Source organism: Oryzihumus sp. (genome assembly GCF_054325275.1).
The window spans coordinates 1-22,904 of sequence record NZ_JBTCWL010000006.1; the positions used below are offsets into that span (position 1 = coordinate 1).

Consider the following 22,904-nt stretch of genomic DNA (forward strand, 5'->3'; position numbering starts at 1 on the left):
TCACGGTCGAAACGACGCTGCGGCCGGTCGTCCCGGTCGGAGCGCTGCGGACGGTCGTCGCGGTTGAACTCACGACGTGCAGGACGCTCGTCACGGTCGAAACGACGCTGCGGCCGGTCGTCGCGGTCGAACTCGCGACGCGCGGGACGGTCCTGGCGCGACTGGGGCGCGCGGTCGTCATACGGGCGGGCGGTCTGGCCGCGGTGCGGCTTCTTGGGGCCCTTCTTGACCTCCGCCTTCTTGGCGGTGGTCCAGCGGGCCTTCTTGGGCGCAGAAGAGCGCCCGGAGTGATTGGTCATCGACGAATCCACTTCGGTACTCGAGGTAGGCACGCCTCGAGCTACCTGCTGCGGTAACGATGAGAACGAGCCTCAGGCGCACCAGGCGCCCGGCGGGCCGGAGGTAACGGTTGCTATCCGGCGTATCCCTGCCTCAACCGCGCGTGCCAGATGCACGTGCCGGTCGGCGCGATCTGCGCCGGTCCTTGCAGGGGATGTCCCAAGTCTACCAGCGGCACGGGGGTGCCCCTGACCACGCGGCTCCCGGTGGGCTCCTACCGGCGGTCCCGCGTGGCCGTCCGGCTGGTCGGCTGGCTCGTGGGTGAGGTCGTCCCGCTCGTGCTGCCGGACGGCGCAGACGTCGACGTGCACGAGGGCATTGGGCCCTCCGTGCCGCTGGTCGTCGACGAGGTGGACGTCGCGCTTGTCGTGCTCGTCGTCGAGGTGCTGGAGGTCGTCGAAGGGTCGCTGGCGCACGTCGTGCTGGTCGGGCTCGACGTCGTGGACGTGGACGTGGACGGCTCGCTCGTGGTGCTGGTGGACGAGGTCGGCGAGGACGTCGGCGACCCGCTCGTGCTGGTGGAGCTCGTCGAGGACGTCGGCGTGCCGGTCGTGCTGGTCGAGCTCGTCGACGTCGAGGTCGTGCTCGTGCCCGGGCGAGGGTTCGTGGACGTCGTCGGCCGGGTCGTGGTGGTGCTGGTCGTCGGGTGGCTGGTCAGCGCGGCCGGCATCCCGGGCGTCTCCACCGTGCTCCACGGCTGGTGCGGCGACCCCGGAGTGACCGTGGAGGTGCTGTCCAGGACCGACTGCGTGCCGTCGCGGTAGGCCAGGCCCCAGGACAGCACGGACCGCAGGTAGTCGACCGAGTTGTTGTAGCGCAGGATCGCGCGGGCGAGGCCGGCATCGGTGGCCAGGTCCAGCGACCCGGAGCACAGGTAGCGCCCGGCGGCGAGGGACGCGTCATACACGTTGTCGGGGCTGGCGACGCCGTCGTGGTTCCCGTCCGAGGCGTAGCCGGCCCAGGTGGCGGGCACGAACTGCATCGGCCCCACCGCGCGGTCGAAGCGGGGGTCACCGTCGAGCCGGCCGCGGTCGGTGTCGCGGATCACCGCGGTCCCGGGCATCGAGCCGTCGAGCACGGGCCCCAGGATCGGGCCACGCGTCGTGCCGTCGGCATCGACCCGGCCACCCGCCGCGTGACCCGACTCGATCCGGCCGATCCCGGCGAGGACCCACCACTGCAGGTGGCACGCGGGGTCGGACACCGCGAGCGAGGACGCCGCGCGGCGGTAGGAGTCGAGCACCGTGCGCGGCACGGCGAAGTCCTCGACCGGTGCGTCCTGGATCCGGGCCGCGACCAGGGCCACCTTGGCGGTCTTGCGGGAGCTGGCCCCGTCCACCGCGCCCGACCCGTCCCCGAGGGTGCCGTCAGGACCGAACCACGCCTCGAACCGGGCCAGGTCGTCCGGGCCGGTGGCCGGCTTCTGGGCGGTGCCCGGCACCCGGTCAAACGCCCCGGCCGGCGGCCCGGTGAGGGCGCCGACCACGCACGACGCGACCACGGCAGCGCTCAGGAGGGTCAGGCCGGCACGGCGTGGGAGGCGGATGCGGATGCGGATCACAGTCGGTGCGGTCATGGCGTCTCGGCGGTGTCGTCCTGGTCGCGGTCGGGAGGTTCGGTGTGGTGCGAGTGGTCGAGTCAGACCGGGCAAACCCGTTGCGGGCCAACAACTACGCAACCACGAAGCGTGATCAGAACCCTACGGCCCACGGCGTAGATCCGCTCACCCAGACCCCGCAGGGGGACGTCGTCACCAAGGACGACGACGCGCCGCCGGCCGGCCGGCGGGACGGGTGCCCTCCGACCGGCCGCGGCGGCTCAGGCCTCGAGGGGGACGACCTCCGGGCTGGCCTCCGCTCCCGCTGCGTCGGCGGCGGACGCCTCCTTGGCCCGGAGGGCGGCGGCCTCGACGGCGGCGGCGACCACCTTGGTGACGTCGGGGTGGAAGACGCTGGGCACGATGTAGGCGGGGTTGAGCTGGTCATCGGTGACCACGCCGGCGAGGGCGTCCGCGGCCGCGAGCAGCACGTCGTCGGTGACCGATGTGGACGCCGCGTCCAGCAGGCCGCGGAACACCCCGGGGAAGGCCAGCACGTTGTTGATCTGGTTGGCGAAGTCCGAGCGTCCGGTGGCCACGACCGCGGCGTGACGGGCCGCCTCGGCGGGGTCGACCTCGGGCTCGGGGTTGGCCATGGCGAAGACGATGGCGCCCGGGGCCATCGTCTCGATGTCCTCGCCGGTGAGGATGTGCGGCGCCGAGACGCCGATGAACACGTCCGCGCCGGCCAGGGCCTCACGCAGCGTGCCGGTCAGCCCGCGCTCGTTGGTGTGCGCGGCGATCCAGCGCAGGTTGTCGTGGCCGTTGTTGACGATGTCCTCGCGGCCGGCGTGGACGACCCCGTGGAAGTCGGCGACGACGACGTCGCGCGCGCCGGCCTTGAGCAGCAGCTTGAGGATGGCGGTGCCCGCCGCCCCGGCGCCGCTCATGACGATGCGCACGTCGGGCAGGGCCTTGTGGACGCAGCGCAGGGCGTTGCGCAGGGCGGCCAGCGCCACGATCGCGGTGCCGTGCTGGTCGTCGTGGAAGACCGGGATGTCCAGCTCCTCGCGCAGCCGCGCCTCGACCTCGAAGCAGCGCGGCGCGGAGATGTCCTCCAGGTTGATCCCGGCGAACACCGGGGCGATCGCCTTGACCGCGGCGACGATCTCGTCGGTGTCCTGGGTGTCGAGGCAGATCGGGAAGGCGTCGATGTCGGCGAACCGCTTGAACAGCGCCGCCTTGCCCTCCATGACCGGCAGCGCGGCCAGCGGACCGAGGTTGCCCAGCCCGAGCACGGCCGAGCCGTCGGTGACCACGGCGACGGTGTTGCGCTTGATCGTCAGGCGCCGCGCGTCGTCGGGGTTCTCGGCGATGGCGGTGCAGATCCGAGCGACGCCGGGGGTGTAGATCAGCGACAGGTCGTCACGGTTGCGGATCGGGACCTTGGACTCGATCTTGAGCTTGCCGCCGAGGTGGACCAGGAACGTGCGGTCGCTGACCTTGCCGATCTGCACGCCCTCGACGGCGCGCATCGCCTCGACGATCTCGTCGGCGTGGGAGCTGTCGCGGGCAGCCGCGGTCACGTCCACGCGCAGCCGCGACGGCCCGGACGCGGTGACGTCGAGTCCCGTGACCAGGCCGCCGCTGCGCTCGATCGCAGTGGTGAGCTCGCTGACGGCGGTGGCACGCGCCGGCAGCTCGAGGCGGACAGTGATGGAGTTGGAGACCGAAGGCGCAGCTGGCATGCGCCTCATCTTTCCAACTACTCGCTGGTATGCCGAACCAGGCCCTTGCGCCGGACCACACCGATGGCGACAATCACCGCCGCCAGCACGACGCTCAGCTCGAGCTCGAGCCGGTGCTCGGGGCGGATCACCATGAGCACGAGCACGCCGACGATGAACACGATCGTGGCCCAGGTCAGCGTCGGGAACAGCCACATCCGCACGGCCGGCCGGTGCCCCTCGGCGTCGAGGCGGCGGCGCATCACCAGCTGCGAGCAGGCGATGACGAGGTAGACGAACAGGGCGATCGCACCGGAGCTGGCCAGCAGGTAGCCGAAGATCTTCTCCGGGAGCAGGTAGTTGCCGGCGACCCCGAGGAAGCCGACGACCGAGCTGGCGATGATGGCCTTGGCCGGCACGCCGCGGCTGGTGGTGGTGGCCCAGCCGCTCGGTGCGTCACCGCGCTGCGAGAGCGAGAACGCCATGCGGGAGGCGGTGTAGAGCGCGGAGTTCAGGCAGGACGCGACCGCGGTCAGGATGACCACGTCCATGACCGGGGCGGCCCAGGTGATGCCCATCTGCTCGAGGGCGAACTGGTAGGAACCCTTGTCCGCCAGGCCCTTGGCGTTCCAGGCGACCAGGGAGACGACCACGAGGATGGAGCCGAGGTAGAAGAGGCTTATCCGCGAGATCACCGAGTTGACGGCCTTGCGGATGCCGGCCTCGGGGTTGGGCGACTCGGCGGCGGCGATGGTGACGATCTCGGTGCCCATGAAGGTGAACATCGTCGTGAGCATCGCGGCGAGCACGGCACCGAAGCCGTTGGGCATGAAGCCCCCGTTGCTGAACAGGTGGCTGACGCCGGAGGCGTGGGAGCCGGGCAGCACGCCGGCGATGGCCAGCACGCCGAGCACGATGAACGCAACGATGGCGACGACCTTGACCAGGGCGAACCAGAACTCGAACTCGCCGTAGTTCTTCACCGAGAACAGGTTGGTGACCATGAGCAGGCCGGTGATGAGCAGGGCGAAGACCCACGTGGAAACGCTCGGGATCCACCCGTTGAGGATCTTGGCGCCCGCGGTGGCCTCGATCGGGATGACCAGCACCCAGAACCACCAGTAGAGCCAGCCGATGGAGAACCCGGCCCAGCGCCCGAGGGCGCGGTCGGCGTAGGTCGAGAAGGACCCGGTGTCGGGCTGGGCGGTGGCCATCTCACCGAGCATCCTCATGACGAGGACGACCAGCGTCCCGGCGAGGGCGTAGGCGACCAGGACCGCTGGCCCGGCGGCCGCGATGGCGGTCGAGGACCCGACGAACAGTCCTGCTCCGATGACGCCCGCGATGGAGATCATCGTGATGTGGCGGGGCTTGAGACCTGCGTCGAGGGTGCCCGACGAGGCCTCACTGGTTCTCTGGGCTGTGGAGGTCATAGCCCAGCAAGATGACGGGTCCACCCAAAGGGTGGCAAATCGACTCCGTGTCAAGGGTGCCGGTCACAGCGCGCCGAGAACGTGCTGGTCACGGGCACGACAGCCCCCCGGGACCGTGTCCGGCGCGGCCTGGGAACCCGTGCCCGGTGTCAGCGGGCGCGTGCCCGCCGGCGCCGGCGCAGGCGGATGACCACCAGGCGCTCGGCGATCCGCTGCCCGTTGCGGGCGAGCCAGAGGCACACGACCGCCAGCGGCACCTCGACGAGGAGGGCCATCGGCAGCGACAGGGCCAGCTCCTTGACGCTGGGGGCGGTCACCACGTCGAACCAGGCGTCGACGAGGAGCATCATCGCGGTCATCGACGCCGACACGGTGAGCACGGGTGAACGGCGGAAGGCCGACCACGCGGTCCACGCGAGCATGGCCAGGAGCGCGAGGTCGAAGCCGACCCAGGCCAGGTCGTAGTGCGCGGCGGTCTGCTTGCTGGGCAGGGTGACCGCCAGGAAGACCGTCCACGGCACCATCGCGGCAGCCAGCACGGTGAACACCGGCCCGGCCCACGCGGCGCGACGCCCGGCGCGGCCGAGCTCCCGGTCGCTCACGCCCTCCTCGGCCGGCACGGCCCGGTCGACCGCACGGGCCACGTCCTGGGCGACCTCGGCCGCCTGGTCGACCACCGACTCCTCGCTCATGCGCACACTCTCGCACGCCCCTGCCGCCCCACCTGCACCTTCGCGGGAAGCAGGCCGGGCCCGCCGCCGTTGTACCCCACGAACACCCGCTCCCGACGAAGGACCGATCCCATGGCGACCACCGCCCTCACCGCGCAGACGTTCGAGCCGACCGTGCTCCAGGACGGCATCGTGCTCGTCGACTTCTGGGCCGAGTGGTGCGGCCCGTGCCGCATGTTCGCGCCCGTGTTCGAGAAAGCCTCCGAGACCCACCCGGACATCACCTTCGGCAAGGTCGACACCGAGGCCGAGCAGGCGCTGTCCGCAGCCGCCGGCATCAGCTCGATCCCCACGCTGATGGCCTTCCGCGACGGCATCCTCGTCTTCGCCCAGCCCGGTGCGCTGCCGGCGCAGGCCCTCGAGCAGGTCATCACCGCGGTCCGCGGGCTCGACATGGAGGACGTGCGCGCCCAGGTCGCCCAGGAGGAGGCTGCGCACGCCACGAAGTGACAGGCTGAGGCGCATGGACGCCGAGGCCTGGAACACCCGGTATGCCGGGTCGGAGCTCGTCTGGTCCGCCGGCCCCAACCAGTGGGTCGAGTCGGAGCTGGCGGGGATGTCGCCCGGCCGCGCGCTGGACCTGGCCTGCGGTGAGGGGCGCAACGCGTTGTGGCTGGCCGGCCTCGGCTGGCAGGTCACCGCCTCCGACTTCGCCGAGCAGGGCCTGGCCAAGGGCCGCGCCGCCCAGGCACGCCTCGAGGCGACCGGTCGGCCGTTGGCGGTCGAGTGGGTCTGCGCCGACGCGACCACCGTGACCTGGCCGCCGGACGCCTTCGACCTCGTCGTGATCAGCTACCTGCAGCTGGCGGCCGACCTGCGCCGCCAGGCCACCCGCCGGGCGGCCGCCGGGCTCGCGCCCGGCGGGACTTTGCTGGTCGTCGGCCACGACACCAGCAACCTGGCCGCCGGCTGGGGCGTCCCGCAGGAACCAGCGGTGCTGTTCTCGACGGCCGACGTCGTCGACGACGTCGCCGGCCTGGGACTGGAGGTCGTGCGCGCCGACCGCGTCGAGCGGCACGTCGAGACCGCGGACGGCCCGCGCGTCGCCCTGGACGCCCTGGTCCGGCTGCGCCGGCCGGGCTGACCCGCCGGGTCAGCCGCCCAGGACCTGGCGCACCTGCCGGGCGATCTCCACGTCCTCCCGCGCCCGGACCACGAGGACCCGGGCGTCCCCCGCGCCGATGTCCGCATCGGTCCCGCCGTCCGCGAGGTCGTTGGCGTCGTCGTCGACCCGCACGCCGAGGAACTCCAGCCGGGCGGCGACCAGCCGGCGTACGGGCGCCGCCCGCTCCCCCACCCCGCCGGTGAACACCAGCACGTCCAGGCCCCCGGCCGCCGCAGCCATCGCCCCGACCCCGGTGACGACACGGTGCACCCACGTGTCCAGCGCCAGCGCGGCGTCGGCGTCGCGCCCGGCCGCGCGGCGCAGCACCTCACGCATGTCCGCGGTGCCGCACAGGCCGAGCAGGCCGGACCGGTGCTCCAGGGAGTCGGCCACCTCCCGCGGGGGGATGCCCTCGTGCTCCTCCAGCCACAGCAGCAGGCCCGGGTCGACCGTGCCGGAGCGGGTGCCCATCACCAGCCCCTCCAGCGGTGTGAAGCCCATGGTCGTGTCCACCGCCCGGCCGTCGACCACTGCCGACAGGGAGCAGCCCGATCCCAGGTGGGCCACCACCACCCGCGACCCGGCACGGCCGCCGGCCAGCTGCGCGGCCCGGGAGCTGGCCCAGGCGTGGGAGAGGCCGTGGAAGCCGAACCGCCGCAGCCCGTAGCGCTCCCGCCACTCCCGGGGCAGGGCGTAGGTGGCCGCCCCCGCGGGCAGGCCGGCGAAGAACGCCGTGTCGAAGCAGGCCACCGCCGGCACCCCGGGCAGCGCCCGGCCGACGGCGTCCAGGGCCCGCAGCGACTTCGGCTGGTGCAGGGGGGCGAGGTCGACCAGGGCGCCGAGCTCCTCGCGGATCCGCGCGTCGACCCAGACCGGACCGGTCAGGTGGTGGCCGCCGTGCACGACCCGATGACCGACAGCGTCGATGCCGTCCATCCCGCGCAGCGCCTCGGCGAGGCGGTCCTCGTCCAGACCGTCACCACTGACCTCGAGCTCCTCGGCGGCGAGGGCCTCGTCCCCGGCGAGCACGGCGAGCTTGAGGCTGCTGGACCCCGCGTTGACGGTCAGCACCCTCACCGGCCGGCCTCATCCTCTGCCGGCCACGGCCACTCCCAGCTGCTGATCGCCGGGTCGTCCTCGCCGTGGTCACGCGTCCACTGCCGGGCCGCGAACCGCCGGTCGACCATCTCCTGGCGCAGCCCCGCCGCGCGCACCCCGAGCCCGGGCACCCGGTCGATCACGTCCATGACCAGGTGGAACCGGTCGAGGTCGTTGAGCATGACCATGTCGAACGGCGTGGTGGTCGTGCCGTTCTCCTTGTAGCCGCGCACATGCAGGTTGGCGTGGTTGGTGCGCCGGTAGGTCAGCCGGTGGATCAGCCAGGGGTAGCCGTGGAACGCGAAGACGACCGGCCGGTCGGGGGTGAAGAGCTCGTCGAAGTCGCGGTCGGGCAGGCCGTGGGGGTGCTCCGCGGTCGGTTGCAGACGCATGAGGTCGACCACGTTGACCACCCGGACACGCAGCTCGGGCAGGTGCTCTCGCAGCAGCGCCACCGCGGCCAGGGTCTCCAGGGTGGGCACGTCCCCGGCACAGGCCATGACGACGTCGGGCTCCTCGCCCGCCGAGGTGCCGGCCCACTCCCACACGCCCAGCCCCCGGGCGCAGTGGGCCCGGGCCCGCTCCAGGGTGAGGTAGTCCAGCGCCGGGTTCTTGCCGGCGACGATGACGTTGACCTTGTCGGTGCCGGCCAGGCAGTGCTCGGCCACGGCCAGCAGGCTGTTGGCGTCCGGGGGCAGGTAGACGCGGACGATCTCGGCCTTCTTGTTGACCACGTGGTCGATGAACCCGGGGTCCTGGTGGGAGAAGCCGTTGTGGTCCTGGCGCCACACGTGCGAGGAGAGCAGGTAGTTCAGCGACGGGATCGGCATGCGCCAGGGCAGGTCACGGGTGACCTTGAGCCACTTGGCGTGCTGGTTGAACATCGAGTCCACGATGTGCACGAACGCCTCGTAGCAGTTGAACAGACCGTGCCGTCCGGTGAGCAGGTACCCCTCCAGCCAGCCCTGGCACAGGTGCTCGGAGAGCACCTCCATGACCCGACCGTCCGGCGCGAGGTGGTCGTCCCCGGCATACCGCTGGGCCATCCACGTGCGGTCGGTGACCTCGAACAGGGCCTGTAGGCGGTTGGAGGCGGTCTCGTCCGGGCCCATGACCCGGAAGCGGTCGGCGTTGGCCGCCATGACATCCCGCAACCACCCGCCCAGCACCTGTGTGGCGGCGCTGGCGCCTCGGCCGGGGTGTGGCACATCGACGGCATGACCGGCGGCGTCCGGCAGGTCCAGCGGCCGCATCAGCAGGCCACCGTTGGCGTGCGGGTTGTCGCTCATCCGGCGCAGCCCGCGCGGAGCCGCCCGCCAGAGCGCGTCGACCGGGGCGCCGTCCTCGTCGAAGAGCTCCTCGGGCCGGTAGGAGCGCAGCCACTGCTCGAGCATCCCGAGGTGCTCGGGGTTCGTGCGCACTGCGGAGAGGGGCACCTGGTGCGCACGGAAGGTGCCCTCGACCGGCACACCGTCCACCTCGCGTGGCCCGGTCCACCCCTTGGGGGTGCGCAGCACCACCATCGGCCAGGTGGGGCGCTCAGCCATCTCGTCGGGACCGGCCGAACGGGCCCGCTCGCCGATCGCGGCGATGATGTCGACGCACTCCTCCAGCGCCTCGGCGAGCGCCACATGGACCTGCTCGGGGTCGTCGCCGGTGACGAACCGCGGCTCCCAGCCGGCGCCCTCGAGCAGGCGGCGCAACTGGTCCTCCGGGATGCGGGCCAGCACCGTGGGGCCGGCGATCTTGTAGCCGTTGAGGTGCAGCACCGGCAGCACCGCGCCGTCGGTCAGCGGGTTGAGGAACGCGGTGGAGTGCCAGCTCGCCGCCAGCGCGCCGGTCTCGGCCTCCCCGTCGCCGACGACGCAGGCGACCAGCAGGCCGGGGTTGTCGAACGCGGCGCCGAACGCGTGGGCCAGGGAGTAGCCGAGCTCACCACCCTCGTGGATCGACCCCGGCGTCTCCGGCGCCACGTGGCTGGGGATGCCACCGGGGAAGCTGAACTGGCGGAACAGCCGGCGCATCCCCTCCTCGTCCTGGCCGACCTGCGGGTAGACCTCGGTGTAGGTGCCCTCCAGCCACGTGTTGGCCACCACCGCGGGCCCGCCGTGCCCGGGGCCGGCGATGAAGATCGCGTCGAGGTCGCGCTCCCGGATGAGCCGGTTGAGGTGGGCGTAGACCAGGTTCAGGCCGGGGCTGGTGCCCCAGTGCCCCAGCAGCCGGGGCTTGACGTGCTCGGGGCGCAGCGGCTCGCGCAGCAGCGGGTTGTCCAGCAGGTAGATCTGGCCGACGGCGCAGTAGTTCGCGGCGCGCCACCACAGGTCGACGGCTTGCAGGTCCGGGTCGAGCGCCACGGGTGGTTCCCCTCATCGGTGCTGCGCGGCATACGTGCTGACCACGCTCGCCGACCCGTCTGCCCGCCGCAACCGGTTCGCGCCCTTGGGGCCCTTGGTCCGCGCCCAAGGGGACTTTCGGCCCGACCTGACCCGGCACTGCCCGGGACGCTTCGTGGGGTGAAGGCGTGGATCGTGGACCAGCCGGGCCCCATCGCCACGGGGCCGCTGCGCGAGGTCGAGCGCGAGGCGCCGGTGCCCGCGCCGGGGCAGGTCCGGGTGCGGGTCCTGTGCTGTGGGGTGTGCCGCACCGACCTGCACCTGGCCGAGGGCGACCTCGCCCCGCGGCGGCACGGTGTCATCCCGGGGCACGAGGTGGTGGGGGTCGTCGACGAGCTCGGGCCCGGGAGCACCCGCTTCGCCAGGGGCGACCGCATCGGGGTCGCCTGGCTCGGGGGCACCGACGGGACCTGCCGCTTCTGCCGGCGCGGCGAGGAGAACCTGTGCCTGTCGCCGACGTTCACCGGCTGGGACGTCGACGGGGGTTACGCCGAGCAGTGCCTTGTCGACGAGCGGTTCGCCTATGCGCTGCCGGACAGCATCAGCGACGACCAGGCTGCGCCGTTGCTGTGCGCCGGGATCATCGGCTTCCGGGCGCTGAAGGCCACCGCGGTCCGGCCCGGGGGCGCACTCGGGATCTACGGCTTCGGCGGCAGCGCCCACCTGACCTCGCAGATCGCCCTCAAGCAGGGCATCCGGGTGCACGTGCTGACTCGGGGCGACCGCAACCGCCGCCTGGCGCTGGCGCTCGGCGCGGACTCCGTGGGCGGGCCGACCGACGAGCCGCCGGAGAAGCTGAACGGGGCGATCCTGTTCGCCCCCAGCGGCGAGCTGGTGCCGGTGGCGCTGCGGGCCCTCGACCGTGGCGGCACCGCGGCGGTCGCCGGCATCTGGATGTCGGACATCCCCTCGCTCAACTACGACCGGGAGCTGTTCGAGGAGCGGCGGCTGCGCAGCGTCACCGCCAATACCCGGGCGGACGGCGAGGAGCTGCTGACCCTCGCCGACCGCCTCGGCGTGCGCGCCACGACCCACTCCTACCCGCTCGCGTGGGCCGACGGGGCGCTGCGCGACCTGGCCTCCGGGGCGTTCGACGGCGCGGCGGTGCTGCACCCCTGACCGCGCGGGTGAACCATGGAGGCATCCCCCTCGTGGTGGCGGTGGGAGGTGTGGTGAGCGAGACCCCGGACCAGCTGATGCAGGCCCTGCACGCGGAGCACGCGGGCGCCCTGTGGGGCTTCTGTCTGCGCCTGACCGGCGGCGACCGCGCCCGAGCCGAGGACGTCGTGCAGGAGACCCTCCTGCGGGCGTGGCGCTCGCCGAAGGTGCTCGACCAGTCCGGTGGCTCGGCCCGCGCCTGGCTCTTCACCGTTGCGCGGCACATCGTCGTGGACGAGTGGCGCTCGGCCCGCAACCGCCACGAGCTCGCCGTCGACGAGCCACCCGAGCTGCCCACCGCCGACCGCACCGACCAGCTGCTGCAGTCGTGGCTGGTGGCCGATGCCCTGGCGCAGCTCTCGCCCGAGCACCGCGCGGTGCTGCTGGAGTGCTACTACCGTGGCCGGTCGGTGGCCGAGGCCGCCCGGATCCTCGAGGTGCCGGAGGGCACCGTGAAGTCCCGCACGCACTACGCCCTGCGCGCCCTGCGCCTGGCCCTGCAGGAGATGGGGGTGACCTCGTGAGCACCGACGCCTACGCCGAGTACGACGCCGCCTACGTCCTCGGGGCCCTGTCCCCGGAGGACCGCCGCGACTACGAGTCCCACCTGGCCACGTGCGAGGACTGTGCCCGCGCGGTGCGCGAGCTCGCCGGTATGCCGGGTCTGCTCGCCCGGGTGCCCCGCGAAGAGGTCGAGGGCCCGGCGCCCGAGGTCCCGCCGACGCTGCTGCCCCGGCTGGCCCGGGAGGTGCACCGGGACCGGGTCCGGCGGCGGTGGGCGCTGGGCGGTGCCGGCGCCGCGGCTGCCGCACTGCTGGCCGTAGCCGTCGCCGGCGGGGTGGCGCAGGTCGGGACCCCCTCCACCCCGCCGGCGCCGGTCGGCACCGCGATGAGCCAGGTCGCGGTGACCCCGCTGCACGCGAGCGCCCGCCTGGTCGGGGTCGCCTGGGGCACCCGGATCGAGCTGACCTGCACCTACGACAACCGGTACTACGGCAGCGCCGACGTCTCCTACGCGCTGTTCGTCGTCGACCGCTCAGGGCACGCGGAGCAGGTGGCCACCTGGGCGGCGGTGCCCGGCAAGGTCTCGCAGGTCACCGCGGCCAGCGCCACCCGGTCGGCCGACATCGCCCGGGTCGAGGTCCGCACGGCCGCAGGCACCCCGGTCCTGACCCTGGCGTCCTGACCGCGTCCTGACCGGGCCTGGCCCCGGCCTCCTGGCCCTGACGGCCGCCCCCTTCTCTCGACCGAACACGGCTTGACCCTCGAATCGAGTCGTCTGGGAGGCCGATTCGCGGGTCAAGCCGTGTTCAGTGGGCGGGGGGCAGGAGCCGGGGACGGGCCGGTCAGTAACCGCCGCGGGCGCCCGAGCTCGACGGGGCGGTGGTGACCGCCTTGCCGGCGGGCGAGACGGCATACCAGGTGCCACCGAAGCTCTTGACGCCCTGGCCGGTGACGTCCCCGGGCTTGCTGTCCTGGACGAACGTGTACAGCGGCCACCCACCCGCCGTGAGCGTCTTGCCACCAGCCATGGTCGCGGTCGTGCCGATCGTGGCGGTGATCCCAGGCAGTGACGTCGGGGTGGACGCGCCGGGCGGCACCGCGGGCCAGTAGCGCAGGCAGCTCGACGCACAGCTGGAGTGCCCGGGGCTGTCCGCCGTGAGCAGGTAGACGGTGCGGCCGCGGGCGTCGACGAGGACCGGACCGAGGGACGTGGTGCGCACGGCGAGGGTGCCGGCCGCAGCGGCGGGGCTGGACGCTGAAGCCCCGCCCGGGTTCGAGGACGGCGGGCTGCCGGCGGTGGTGGTGCTGCCGCAGGCCGCGAGGCCCAGGACGGCAAGGGATCCGAGTGCAGCGATGACGCGCATGGTGACCTCCAGATGGACTCACTGCAGTCACGACCCGCAGGGCCGTGGCGTTCAGGTCGACGCCGGCTCGGCGGTTGCACCGGAGCCTCGCGAGCGCCACCGTGGAGGGACGGCGCCAACCGGGGAGACGCGATGACGGCAGCGGCACCCCCGACTGGGACAACGGGTGAGGACAGGGGCCTGAATGGCGGTGCGCTCGGACTGCTGTCCAGCGTGGTCATCGGGGTGGCCTCGACCGCCCCGGCCTACAGCCTGGCGGCGACCCTCGGGGCGATCGTGGTGAGCGTGCGGCTGCAGTCGCCGGTCGGCGACACCCCCACCCCCGAGGTGACGCGGGAGCCCTGAGCCGCTCCCCCAGGCCCATGTCCACCGGCACTCCCGGACGGGTCAGGACGTGGGGGCTGTGCTTGGCACCGTCGTGGAGGTGTCCGAGGTCGTCAAGGTGGTGGAGGTCCCCGAGGTCGACGAGCTGGCGGTCGAGGTGTCCGACGACGAGCTGGACGTCGAGGTGTCCGACGACGAGCTGGACGTCGAGGTGTCCGACGACGACGAGCTCGAGGACGAGGTGTCCGACGACGACGAGCTCGAGGACGACGAGCTGGAGGTCGACGACGAGGTGGACGACGTGCTCGACGACGAGGTCGAAGACGTGGACGAAGACGTGGTCGTCGTGGACGACGTGGTCGTCGTGGACGTCGTCGTCGAGGTCGGCGTCGTGGGGGTCGTCGTCGGCGACGTGGTCGGACCCGTGGTGGTGGTCACCGGGGTGGTCGGCGTACCGGTGGGTCCGCCGCCGACGGATCTCGGGGGCCGCCCGCCAAACGTCGGCGGGACGACGACCAGGTGACCGCCACCGCGCGGCGTCGCCGAGCTGATCTGGCCGCTCGCGGAGGTCCGCAGGAACGGCGGGGCGACGTAGGCCGCGGTCGCGCCGGCTCCGGTCGCCAGGACACCAGTCCCCGGTGCCGGCGTGGGCTGGGTCAGGCGCGGCACGGTCAGGCCCCAGGGGTCGAACAGGCTGAGCGAGGGGCCCTCCTGCCCGGTCCCGCCGAGCAGGCTCGGGCTCGGCCCGGTGCTGACGAGCGCCCCCTGGGCGGCAGGCTCGCTCTGCTGTGCCGCAACGACGAACGCGCCGACGACGAAGGCGCAGGCCGCGCCCAGCAGCCCGGCCCGGCCGATGACGATGACGCGTGGCGACAGGGCCAGCTTGCGCGGCTCCTCGGTGCCGCCCTCCGCTCCGACCGCTGGGGCCCCCACACCCCAGCGGTCGGGGCGCCCCGATGGTTGCGGGAGGGGTGTTGCCGGGTTCTCAGCAGTCATGACCCTCGTCCGATCGACCTGCCGCGGGCGAGCCCTCCCCTCACCTCACGGGGCGTTGTGACGCCGCTTTCGAGGCTACTGAGCGGGGTGGAACCCCATCTCCCGCAAAGGGATGAGGCGCAGGCGGCGCCGGGCACGCTGTCTGTGGCGGGCCGGCCCGGCGGGGCATGACGAAGGGCCCGACCAGGTGGTCGGGCCCTTCGTCCTGAGCGTGAAGCAGTGCGACGTACCCATGAGTGGTGGAGGTGGCGGGAATCGAACCCGCGTCCGCTGACGTGAATCCAGGGCTTCTCCGGGTGCAGTGCGCTGTGGACTTTCTCGGCCCCAGAGCTCGCACGCACACGTCCTCTGACAGGCCCAGTCGAGTAAGAGTCCCGCGCAGTCCCCCGACATGACTGCGCAGCAAGCTACCTAGCTGACGCCAGGATCTCGGTCAGTAGCGAACCGAGGCTGACGGACTTCGGGGCTCGCTCAGGCGGCGAGGGCGAAGTCGGTGCGCTTGGAATTGGCACCTATTGGTTTACAGGGAGCGTTAACGAGATAACCCTGCATCCTCGACCCGCTTCCCCTGGAATGACGACCAACGTCGAAACCGATCACCCCCATGGGGTGGCTACGTCGCACTGTTCACTTCTCAACCTGCTGCCGGGCCGGTGCCGGTGCACCAAGCCTATCCGTCCAACGGACGGGACCGCCAAGCCATTCCCGGTATGCCGGGTGGCCGCCGTGCGCCGCCCCTCCCCCCGGGGGGAGCCGGGACATGGGTCTCTGGTCGCCAGGGCACGGCGAGGCTTGGCTTTCCGGCATGGACGGCCAGCCACGCGGCGTACCGGCAGGTGGGGCGGTCGGCGTTGCACCGCAGCGGGCGGCGACGCCGCTGGGAGCCGAGCCGGTGCTGCGCGCCGAGCACCTCGTGCGCCGGTTCGGGGACCGGGTCGCGGTCGCTGACGTCGGCTTCGCGGTCGCCCCCGGGGAGACCTACGGCCTGCTCGGGCCCAACGGCGCCGGGAAGACCACGACGATCCGGCTGGTCTGCGGGCTGCTGACCCCGGACTCGGGACGGGTGACCATCGGCGGCCACCCGATGGACGGCGGCGGCACGGCCGCCAAGGCCCTGGTCGGCTACGTGCCCCAGGACGTCGCGCTCTACCCGGACCTGACCGCGCGGGAGAACCTGCGCTTCTTCGGCCGGCTCTACGCCCTGCCCCGCCGGGTGCTGCAGCAGCGCGTCGAGGAGGTGCTGGACCTGGTCGACCTGCATGACCGCGCCGAGGACCGGGTCGACTCCTTCTCCGGCGGGATGCGGCGCCGGCTCAACATCGGGGCCGGGCTGCTGCACCGGCCGACGCTGCTGGTGCTCGACGAGCCCACCGTCGGGGTAGACCCCCAGAGCCGGCACGCGATCCTGGAGAGCGTGCGCCGCTTCGGTGCCAGCGGGATGGCCGTGCTCTACACCACGCACTACATGGAGGAGGCCGAGCGGATCTGCGACCGGGTCGGGATCATCGACCACGGCCGGCTGGTCGCCGAGGGCACCCGGCGCGAGCTGGTCTCCCGTCTTGGGGAGCGCGACCGGATCACGCTCACGGCCACCGGTGACCTGACCGCGTTGGCAACCGCCTGCCGCGGGCTGGCCGGGGTCGACGGCGCGGACGTCTCCGGGCCCGAGGTACACCTCGTCGTGCGTGAGGGGCGCCATCTGCTGCCCGCCGTGCTCGAGGCCGCCGACCGGGCCGGGGCGGCGGTGAGCTCGGTCGACGTGGCCGAGCCCGATCTCGAGGCGGTCTTCCTGCACCTGACCGGCACCGCGCTGCGGGAGTGAGGGTGCCGGTCGCGCTCGTCATCGCGCTGAAGGACCTGCGGCAGCGGCTGCGGGACCGGTCCGCGCTCATCCTCGGCTTCGTGGCCCCGCTCGCGGTGGCGGGCCTGATCAGCCTGGCGTTCGGCGGGGTGGACACCTTCCACGCCGACGTGGCGGTCGTGGACCACGACACGGGGCCGGTGTCGGCCGGGTTCACCGCCTTCCTGACCAGCCCGGCGCTCGCCGACGTGGTGACCGTGCGGCGGGTCGACTCCGACGCCGCGGCCGCCCGGATGGTGCGGGACGGCACCGTCGGGGCGGCCTTCGTGGTGCCCGCCGGGTGGTCGGGGGCGATGCACGGCAGCGGCCCGGCCCCGGACGTGACGGTCCTCGCCAGCGCCGACTCCCCCGTGGCCGGTCAGGTGGCCACCTCACTCGCCGAGGCGTTCTCGGCCCAGCTCGACGCCGACCGGCTCTCGGTCGCCGCTGCCCTGGCCGCCGGCACCGCACCGACCCGCACGGCCGAGCTGACCGCCGCTGCGGCACAGGGCCGGCTACCGGAGTCCGTGGTCGAACGGCCGGCCGGCACCAAGGTGCTCTCGGCACGCAGCTACTACGCCCCGGCGATGGGCATCTTCTTCCTCCTGTTCTCCATCGGCTTCGGTGCGCGCAGCTTCTTCCAGGAGCGCAGCGCCGGCACCCTCGACCGGATCGCCGCGGCGCCGGTGGGGCCCGGAGCCATCCTGCTGGGCAAGTCGCTGGCCACGTTCGCCTACGGGGCCATCAGCCTGGGCACCGTCGCCGTGGCCACGTCGCTGGTCTTCCACGCCGACTGGGGTCCGCCACCGATGGTCGTGGCGCTGGTGCTGGCCCTGTCCTTCACGCTCGTCGGGCTGACCGCTCTGGTCATCACGGTCGCCCGGACCGAACGGCAGGCCGACGGGGTCGCGGCGATGCTGACGTTCGGCCTGGTCCTGCTCGGCGGCAACTTCATCTTCATCAGCGCCGCCCCGCCCACCCTGCGCACGCTGTCCCTGTTCACCCCCAACGGCTGGGCCCTGCGCGCCTTCACGGACCTCGCCGGTGGCGCCGGCTGGACCGCGGCGCTGCCGCCGCTGCTGGCGATCCTGGCCTTCGGTGCCGCGGCGATGGGCGCCGCGGTCCTGCTGCGCCGACGGGTGCTGGCATGAGAGCGGCCCCGGGCTGGACGCGGTCATGACCGTCGCCCTGGCGCTGGCCGGCGCCGAGCTGCGGCGGGTGGTGCGCGACCGGACCGCCCTGTTCTTCATGGTGCTGCTGCCGGTGCTGGTCATCCTGCTCATCGGCGCGACCGTATCGGGCAACACCGCCACCCGGGTGGGCATCGTCGGCGCCGGCTCCGGCCCCCTGGCCGGCCGGCTCGCCCAGGACCTGGGCCAGTCCCCCCAGCTCGAGACCCACGCGTTCTCCTCCCGCGCCGACAGCGTCGCGGCCCTGCGCCGCGGCGAGGTCGCAGCCGTCGTCGACCTCCCGTCGGACCTGGACCGCAGCCTGGCCAGCGGCGGGTCCGCGACCATCGCGGTGGTGACCACCTCCGCCGTGGCGCAGTCGGCGCAGGGGGCCCTGTCGACGGTGCGCGCCGTCGTGGCCCGGCACGCCGCCACGGTGCAGGCGGCCCGCTTCGTCACCCAGCACAGCGCCGTGGGCCTGGACGACGCCCTGACGCTGGCCCGGACCGTCGAGGCGACTTCGCCGCCGACCCAGGTCAGCACCACGGTCGTGAACAGCACGGCGAACACGCTGCCGCGCGGCTTCAGCTACAGCGCGCCGACCATGCTCGTGCTGTTCGTCTTCGTCAACGCCCTGGCCGGCGGGGCGGCCATGATCCAGACCCGGCGCACGGGGGTGTTCGCGCGGGCCCTGGCCGCGCCCGTCCGCCCGCGGGACATCGTGCTGGGCGAAGGGTTGTGCTACCTGCTGCTGGCGCTGGGCCAGGCGGCCCTCATCGTGCTCGTCGGGGCGCTCCTGTTCGGGGTGAGCTGGGGCAACCCGATCGCCGCGGTCGCACTGGTGGGGACCTGGGCGCTGGTGGGCACCGGCGCCGGGATGCTCTCCGGCACGCTCTTTCGCACCCCCGAGCAGGCGAGCGCCATCGGGCCGGCGGTCGGCATCGCCTTCGGCATGCTCGGCGGCTGCATGTGGCCGCTGGAGATCGTGCCACCGGCTGTGCGGGCTCTGGGCCACCTGACCCCGCACGCCTGGGCGGTCGACGCGTGGGTGGTGCTGCTGTCCCGCGGCGGAGGGCTGCTGGACATCCTGCGCCAGCTGGCGGTGCTGCTCGCGTTCGCCGCAGGGCTGCTCGTCCTGGCGTCGCTGCGCCTGCGGCGCTCACTGGCGACCTGACCGCCGGCGGCGGGCGCACGGCATACCGCACCGGGGTGAGCACCCTCACGCCCGCTGGCGGAAGGGTGCCCGGCCCCCCATGGTTGCCTAGGGAGGCCCGACCCGGGCCCCGAACCACCCCCCCAACCTGAAAGGGCGTCCTCCCCCATGACGACCAGCCGCGAGTGGCACCTGACCCGGCGACCCCACGGGGAGCCCGTCGACGAGGACTTCGCTCTCGTCGACGTGGAGCTGCCCGAGCCCGAGGCCGGGCAGGTCGTCGTGCGCAACACGTTCCTGTCGGTCGACCCCTACATGCGCGGCCGGATGAACGACGCGAAGTCCTACGTCCCGCCGTTCGAGCTCGACAAGCCCATGGACGGCGAGGCCGTCGGCGTGGTCGAGGCCGTCGGCGAGGACGCCGTGGACGCCAGCGGCGCGCCGATCTCGGTGGGCGACACCGTGATCCATCCACTCGGCTGGCGCACCCGCTCGCTCGTGCCGGCCAAGCACGCCCGCGTCCTCGACACCGACCTCGCGCCCGCGCAGGCCTACCTCGGGGTCCTCGGCATGCCGGGGCTGACCGCCTACGCCGGTCTCCTGCGGGTCGCCGAGTTCACCGAGGGCGACGCCGTGTTCGTCTCCGCCGCGGCCGGCGCCGTCGGTTCGCTCGTCGGCCAGATCGCCCGGCTCAAGGGCGCCTCGCGCGTCATCGGCAGCGCCGGCGGACCCGAGAAGGTGCAGTGGCTGCAGGACGACGCCGGCTTCAACGCGGCGGTCGACTACAAGGCCGCCCCGATCCGCCAGGGCCTGGCCGAGGCCGCCCCCGACGGCATCGACGTCTACTTCGACAACGTGGGCGGCGACCACCTCGAGGCCGCCATCGGCGCACTGCGGCCGAACGGTCGCGTGGCCCTGTGCGGGGCGATCTCGGTCTACAACAACACCGAGGCGGCTCCCGGCCCCCGCAACATGGCGATGATCATCGGCAAGCGCCTCACCCTGCGCGGCTTCATCGTCTCCGACCACCGCGACCTGCGCCCGCAGTTCGAGGCCGAGGTCGGCCAGTGGCTCGCCGAGGGCAAGATCGCCTGGCGCGAGACCGTCGTCGACGGCATCGAGAACGCCGTCGAGGGCTTCCGGGGCCTGCTCAGCGGTGGCAACACGGGCAAGATGCTGATCCGTCTCTGACTGGCTGCACCACCGGACACCGCGTGGCCCGCGTATCCCGCCCTGTCGACGGGGGAGACGCGGGCCAACGCGTGTCCGGTGCGGTTCGCAGCTGGCGTGTCCCGCCCTCAGCTGGCCCAGGTCGGGCGGATCGGCATGTGCGCGTCACCGTCGGCGCCGACCTTGACCCCGAGCACCTGGTGCAGCTGGATGCTGTTCTCCTCGAAGGACAACCGCGACCCCGCGAGGTAGAGGCCCCACACCTTGGCCGTGCCCGGACCCACCTCGGCGACGGCCTCGTCCCAGCTGGCGCTGAGGTTGCGGCACCAGTCGCGGGTGGTCATGGCGTAGTGCTCGCGCAGGTTCTCGGCGTGACGCACCTCGAACCCGACGTCCTGCATCACGGTGATGATCGAGCCCGAGCCGGTCAGCTCGCCATCGGGGAACACGTAGCGGTCGATGAACCCGCCGCGCGTGATCCCGGGGTGCTTGTTGTCCGTCCTCGTGATGCAGTGGTTGAGCAGCCGGCCACCCTCGCGCAGCCTCGCCTTGAGGAAACGGAAGTAACCCGGGTAGTTGCGCACGCCGATGTGCTCGGTCAGGCCGATCGAGCTGACCGCGTCGAACCCGGTCTCGGTGACGTCCCGGTAGTCGAGGTGGCGCACCTCGGCCCGCTCGGAGGTCCCGTCCTCGGCGATGGCCTTGGCCGCCCAGCGCGCCTGCTGGTCCGACAGCGTGACGCCGAGCGCGGTGACGCCGTAGTGCTTCACCGCGTGGCGGACCATGCCGCCCCAGCCGCAGCCGACGTCGAGCAGCCGCATGCCGGGCTGGAGGCCGAGCTTGCGGCAGACCAGGTCGTACTTGTTGGCCTGCGCCTCCTCCAGGGTCGCGTCCACGCTGGGGTAGCACGCGCAGGTGTAGGTCATCGACGGACCGAGCAGCATCTCGTAGAACCGGTTGGACACGTCGTAGTGGTGGTGGATCGCGTCGGCGTCGCGCGCCTTGGAGTGCCGCAGCCCGTGGACCATGCGGCGCCAGGGTGCCGGCGTCTCCTGCGGGGGCAGCTCCGGCGGGCGAAGTCCCTTGAGCCCCAACGACTTCAGGATCTCGGGCAGCTCGTTGACCTTGGGCAGGTGCGGCTCCACCTCGTCGCGGAACGTGCGCAGCAGGTCGTAAGGGTCGCCCGGGTCGGCCCCCTCGATGCTGAGGTCGCCGGCGACGTAGGCGCGGGCCAGGCCGAGCTCGCCCGGGGCGGTGGCGATGTAGCGCACCGCGCGCTCGTTGGCCAGGTGGATCGTGAACCTCGAGTCCGGGTCGCCCGCCGAGGACCCGTCGTATGCCGTGAACCGCACCGGTGTGCCGGGGTCGAAAACCCGGTCCAGCATCTGCCCGATGGTCAACGTCATCTGCGTCTCACCGCCTTGTCGTAGAGCGAGGGCAGCCGGCCCTCGGGGTCGTAGTGCGCCTTGACCGCGTGGTAGGTCTCGCCGCCGTAGTGCGCCCAGAAGTCAGCCTCGTCGTAGTAGGCGTCCGAGTAGAGGGACTTGTGCCCGCCCACGTCGTGAACCTCCCGCTCGATGGCCAGGTTGACGTCGCCGTCACGCCGACCGTCGGCGATCGGGACCGTCGACCAGAACCCCACATTGACGTAGGTCCGGCCCGGCTCCAGGGGGTACAGCGGCCAGCCCGCGCGGCTGACCGCGGTGTCGCGAAGCGCCAGCGGGCACAGCCAGATCGGCTCGATGGGCACCTCGCGCAGGAACCAGCGCAGGAACTCCGCTGTGCGCTCCAGCGGGACCTCCACGTCCTGCACGACCCGCTCGGTCGGCGGCCGCCCGCGGCGCTCGTCGAGCCGGGCGAAGACGTGGTGTCGGTTCTCGAACGCCACGAGCTTCCAGTAGACGTCGCTGCGCAGCAGCCGTTTCGGCCACAGGCGGCGAACGAGGGGGTGCTGCGCCCCGAACGCCCGTGAGCACCAGAACCAGTCGGTGTCCCAGCGCCACAGGTAGTCCCGGACGGTGAGGAAGTCCACCGACTGCTGCGGGATCGAGCGGTAGAACACGCGCTGCCCGGTGTAGTCGCTGGTGAACGGCGCGTGGTCCTGCCAGTCGCCCAGGACCAGGTAGCTCTCGTCCGCCGAGAACACCACGCCGTCAACGAAGTCGACGGGTGCGCCCTCGTGCACCCGAGTGCTGGTCACCTGCCCGATCGCGTCCTGCAGCGCGTCGAGGTCGGTGAACCGGACGTGCCGGAGCCGGACGTAGGGGTGCACGCGCTCGAGCTCGATCCGCAGCCGCAGCGCGTAGCCGAGCGAGCCGTAGGAGTTGGGGAACGCGCGGAACAGGTCGGCGTGCTCGCCCTCGGGTGTCGCCGTGACGATGTCGCCGTCGCCGGTGAGGACCTCCATCTCGAGCACCGACTCGTGCGGCAGCCCGCTGCGGAACGACGACGCCTCGATGCCGAGCCCGGTCACCGCCCCGCCGATGGTGATGGTCTTCAGCTGCGGCACGACGAGAGGCATGCAACCGTGCGCCAGCGTCGCGTCGACGAGGTGCTCGTAGGTGGTCATCCCCTGCACGTCGGCGACCAGGGCGTCCGGATCGACCGACAGCACGTGGGTGAAGTCGCTGACGTCCAGACCGGGGGCCCCGGTCGCCTCGCGGGGCCGGAACAGGTTGGAGGTGCGTTTGGCCAGGCGCACGGGGTGACCAGGCGGCATACCGGCCAGCTGCGCCCGCAGCGCATCGCGCGCAGCCTCGTGTGCCGCGCCTCCCACCGCCTGGACCTGTGCCTGTGCCATGTGCCTCCCCGGCTCGGGGCCAGATTAGGGCGGCATCGCTTCCGCGGCATCCGCTCGCGGGTC

At 72.7% G+C, this 22,904-nt stretch carries 20 protein-coding genes, 1 other RNA gene and 1 pseudogene; 11 read left to right on the forward strand and 11 right to left on the reverse strand.

Annotated features, from left to right (window positions below):
- The 5 genes and pseudogenes from ACXVGS_RS02350 to ACXVGS_RS02370 form a co-directional block, all read right to left on the reverse strand.
- A pseudogene (locus tag ACXVGS_RS02350) lies at window positions 1–299 on the reverse strand (DEAD/DEAH box helicase); the annotation flags it as partial.
- 254 nt (window positions 300–553) lie between these two features.
- Complete coding sequence (locus ACXVGS_RS02355; RefSeq protein WP_458531907.1) at window positions 554–1,915, reverse strand: lytic transglycosylase domain-containing protein; 1,362 nt, start codon at window positions 1,913–1,915, stop codon at window positions 554–556.
- A gap of 242 nt (window positions 1,916–2,157) precedes the next feature.
- Window positions 2,158–3,624, reverse strand: a complete 1,467-nt coding sequence (locus ACXVGS_RS02360) for a malic enzyme-like NAD(P)-binding protein (protein WP_458530804.1) — start codon at window positions 3,622–3,624, stop codon at window positions 2,158–2,160.
- A 17-nt stretch (window positions 3,625–3,641) separates the two neighbouring features.
- Complete coding sequence (locus ACXVGS_RS02365) at window positions 3,642–5,036, reverse strand: amino acid permease (protein WP_458530805.1); 1,395 nt, start codon at window positions 5,034–5,036, stop codon at window positions 3,642–3,644.
- A gap of 149 nt (window positions 5,037–5,185) precedes the next feature.
- Window positions 5,186–5,728: a hypothetical protein gene (locus ACXVGS_RS02370; RefSeq protein ID WP_458530806.1), complete on the reverse strand. Its 543-nt coding sequence runs from the start codon at window positions 5,726–5,728 to the stop codon at window positions 5,186–5,188.
- Between the two features lie 111 nt (window positions 5,729–5,839).
- Between ACXVGS_RS02370 and trxA the strand changes: the two genes are divergently transcribed.
- Complete coding sequence (gene trxA, locus ACXVGS_RS02375; RefSeq protein ID WP_458530807.1) at window positions 5,840–6,217, forward strand: thioredoxin; 378 nt, start codon at window positions 5,840–5,842, stop codon at window positions 6,215–6,217.
- Between the two features lie 13 nt (window positions 6,218–6,230).
- On the forward strand, window positions 6,231–6,851 hold the full coding sequence (locus tag ACXVGS_RS02380; RefSeq protein ID WP_458536587.1) for a class I SAM-dependent methyltransferase: 621 nt from the start codon (window positions 6,231–6,233) through the stop codon (window positions 6,849–6,851).
- 9 nt (window positions 6,852–6,860) lie between these two features.
- Here ACXVGS_RS02380 and ACXVGS_RS02385 read toward each other — a convergent pair whose 3' ends face one another.
- Together ACXVGS_RS02385 and ACXVGS_RS02390 are read right to left on the reverse strand one after the other, a co-directional pair.
- A complete protein-coding gene (locus tag ACXVGS_RS02385; RefSeq protein ID WP_458536588.1) occupies window positions 6,861–7,949 on the reverse strand; it encodes an acetate/propionate family kinase in 1,089 nt (362 codons plus the stop codon).
- Window positions 7,946–10,324: a phosphoketolase family protein gene (locus tag ACXVGS_RS02390; protein WP_458536589.1), complete on the reverse strand. Its 2,379-nt coding sequence runs from the start codon at window positions 10,322–10,324 to the stop codon at window positions 7,946–7,948. Before ACXVGS_RS02390 ends, ACXVGS_RS02385 begins: the two co-directional genes overlap by 4 nt.
- A 159-nt stretch (window positions 10,325–10,483) precedes the next feature.
- On the opposite strand from ACXVGS_RS02390, the gene ACXVGS_RS02395 reads away from it, so the two are divergent.
- From ACXVGS_RS02395 to ACXVGS_RS02405, 3 genes are read left to right on the forward strand one after another with little or no spacing between them, the layout of a single operon-like run.
- Window positions 10,484–11,482: a zinc-dependent alcohol dehydrogenase family protein gene (locus tag ACXVGS_RS02395; RefSeq protein WP_458531909.1), complete on the forward strand. Its 999-nt coding sequence runs from the start codon at window positions 10,484–10,486 to the stop codon at window positions 11,480–11,482.
- 53 nt (window positions 11,483–11,535) lie between these two features.
- A complete protein-coding gene (locus ACXVGS_RS02400; RefSeq protein ID WP_458531910.1) occupies window positions 11,536–12,045 on the forward strand; it encodes a sigma-70 family RNA polymerase sigma factor in 510 nt (169 codons plus the stop codon).
- Window positions 12,042–12,707, forward strand: a complete 666-nt coding sequence (locus tag ACXVGS_RS02405; RefSeq protein ID WP_458530739.1) for an anti-sigma factor family protein — start codon at window positions 12,042–12,044, stop codon at window positions 12,705–12,707. Before ACXVGS_RS02400 ends, ACXVGS_RS02405 begins: the two co-directional genes overlap by 4 nt.
- Window positions 12,708–12,867: 160 nt before the next feature.
- On the opposite strand, the gene ACXVGS_RS02410 is transcribed toward ACXVGS_RS02405, so the two are convergent.
- Complete coding sequence (locus tag ACXVGS_RS02410; RefSeq protein ID WP_458536590.1) at window positions 12,868–13,389, reverse strand: COG4315 family predicted lipoprotein; 522 nt, start codon at window positions 13,387–13,389, stop codon at window positions 12,868–12,870.
- A gap of 132 nt (window positions 13,390–13,521) precedes the next feature.
- Between ACXVGS_RS02410 and ACXVGS_RS02415 the strand changes: the two genes are divergently transcribed.
- Window positions 13,522–13,734, forward strand: a complete 213-nt coding sequence (locus ACXVGS_RS02415; RefSeq protein WP_458530741.1) for a hypothetical protein — start codon at window positions 13,522–13,524, stop codon at window positions 13,732–13,734.
- A gap of 49 nt (window positions 13,735–13,783) precedes the next feature.
- Entirely contained in the window at window positions 13,784–14,236 is a 453-nt protein-coding gene (locus tag ACXVGS_RS02420; RefSeq protein ID WP_458533550.1) for a hypothetical protein, read from the forward strand.
- A gap of 710 nt (window positions 14,237–14,946) precedes the next feature.
- Here ACXVGS_RS02420 and ssrA read toward each other — a convergent pair.
- Window positions 14,947–15,313, reverse strand: a transfer-messenger RNA (tmRNA) gene (gene ssrA, locus ACXVGS_RS02425).
- 201 nt (window positions 15,314–15,514) lie between these two features.
- Here ssrA and ACXVGS_RS02430 point away from each other — a divergent pair.
- From ACXVGS_RS02430 to ACXVGS_RS02445, 4 genes are all read left to right on the forward strand, one after another.
- Window positions 15,515–16,531, forward strand: coding sequence for an ABC transporter ATP-binding protein (locus ACXVGS_RS02430; protein ID WP_458530743.1), 1,017 nt, complete (start codon window positions 15,515–15,517; stop codon window positions 16,529–16,531).
- A 2-nt stretch (window positions 16,532–16,533) separates the two neighbouring features.
- On the forward strand, window positions 16,534–17,700 hold the full coding sequence (locus tag ACXVGS_RS02435) for an ABC transporter permease (protein WP_458536591.1): 1,167 nt from the start codon (window positions 16,534–16,536) through the stop codon (window positions 17,698–17,700).
- Between the two features lie 25 nt (window positions 17,701–17,725).
- Window positions 17,726–18,892, forward strand: coding sequence for an ABC transporter permease (locus ACXVGS_RS02440; protein ID WP_458530745.1), 1,167 nt, complete (start codon window positions 17,726–17,728; stop codon window positions 18,890–18,892).
- A gap of 147 nt (window positions 18,893–19,039) precedes the next feature.
- The gene (locus ACXVGS_RS02445) at window positions 19,040–20,062 is read left to right on the forward strand and encodes an NADP-dependent oxidoreductase (RefSeq protein WP_458530746.1); all 1,023 of its coding nucleotides are present in this window, start codon (window positions 19,040–19,042) and stop codon (window positions 20,060–20,062) included.
- 107 nt (window positions 20,063–20,169) lie between these two features.
- Here the strand turns inward: ACXVGS_RS02445 and ACXVGS_RS02450 are convergent, their stop codons facing one another.
- The gene (locus tag ACXVGS_RS02450; protein WP_458530747.1) at window positions 20,170–21,447 is read right to left on the reverse strand and encodes a class I SAM-dependent methyltransferase; all 1,278 of its coding nucleotides are present in this window, start codon (window positions 21,445–21,447) and stop codon (window positions 20,170–20,172) included.
- Window positions 21,444–22,841 (reverse strand): FAD-binding oxidoreductase, encoded by a 1,398-nt coding sequence (locus ACXVGS_RS02455; RefSeq protein ID WP_458530748.1) that lies wholly within the window; start codon window positions 22,839–22,841, stop codon window positions 21,444–21,446. The genes ACXVGS_RS02450 and ACXVGS_RS02455 overlap by 4 nt, the downstream gene beginning before the upstream one ends.
- Between the last annotated feature and the right edge of the window lie 63 nt (window positions 22,842–22,904).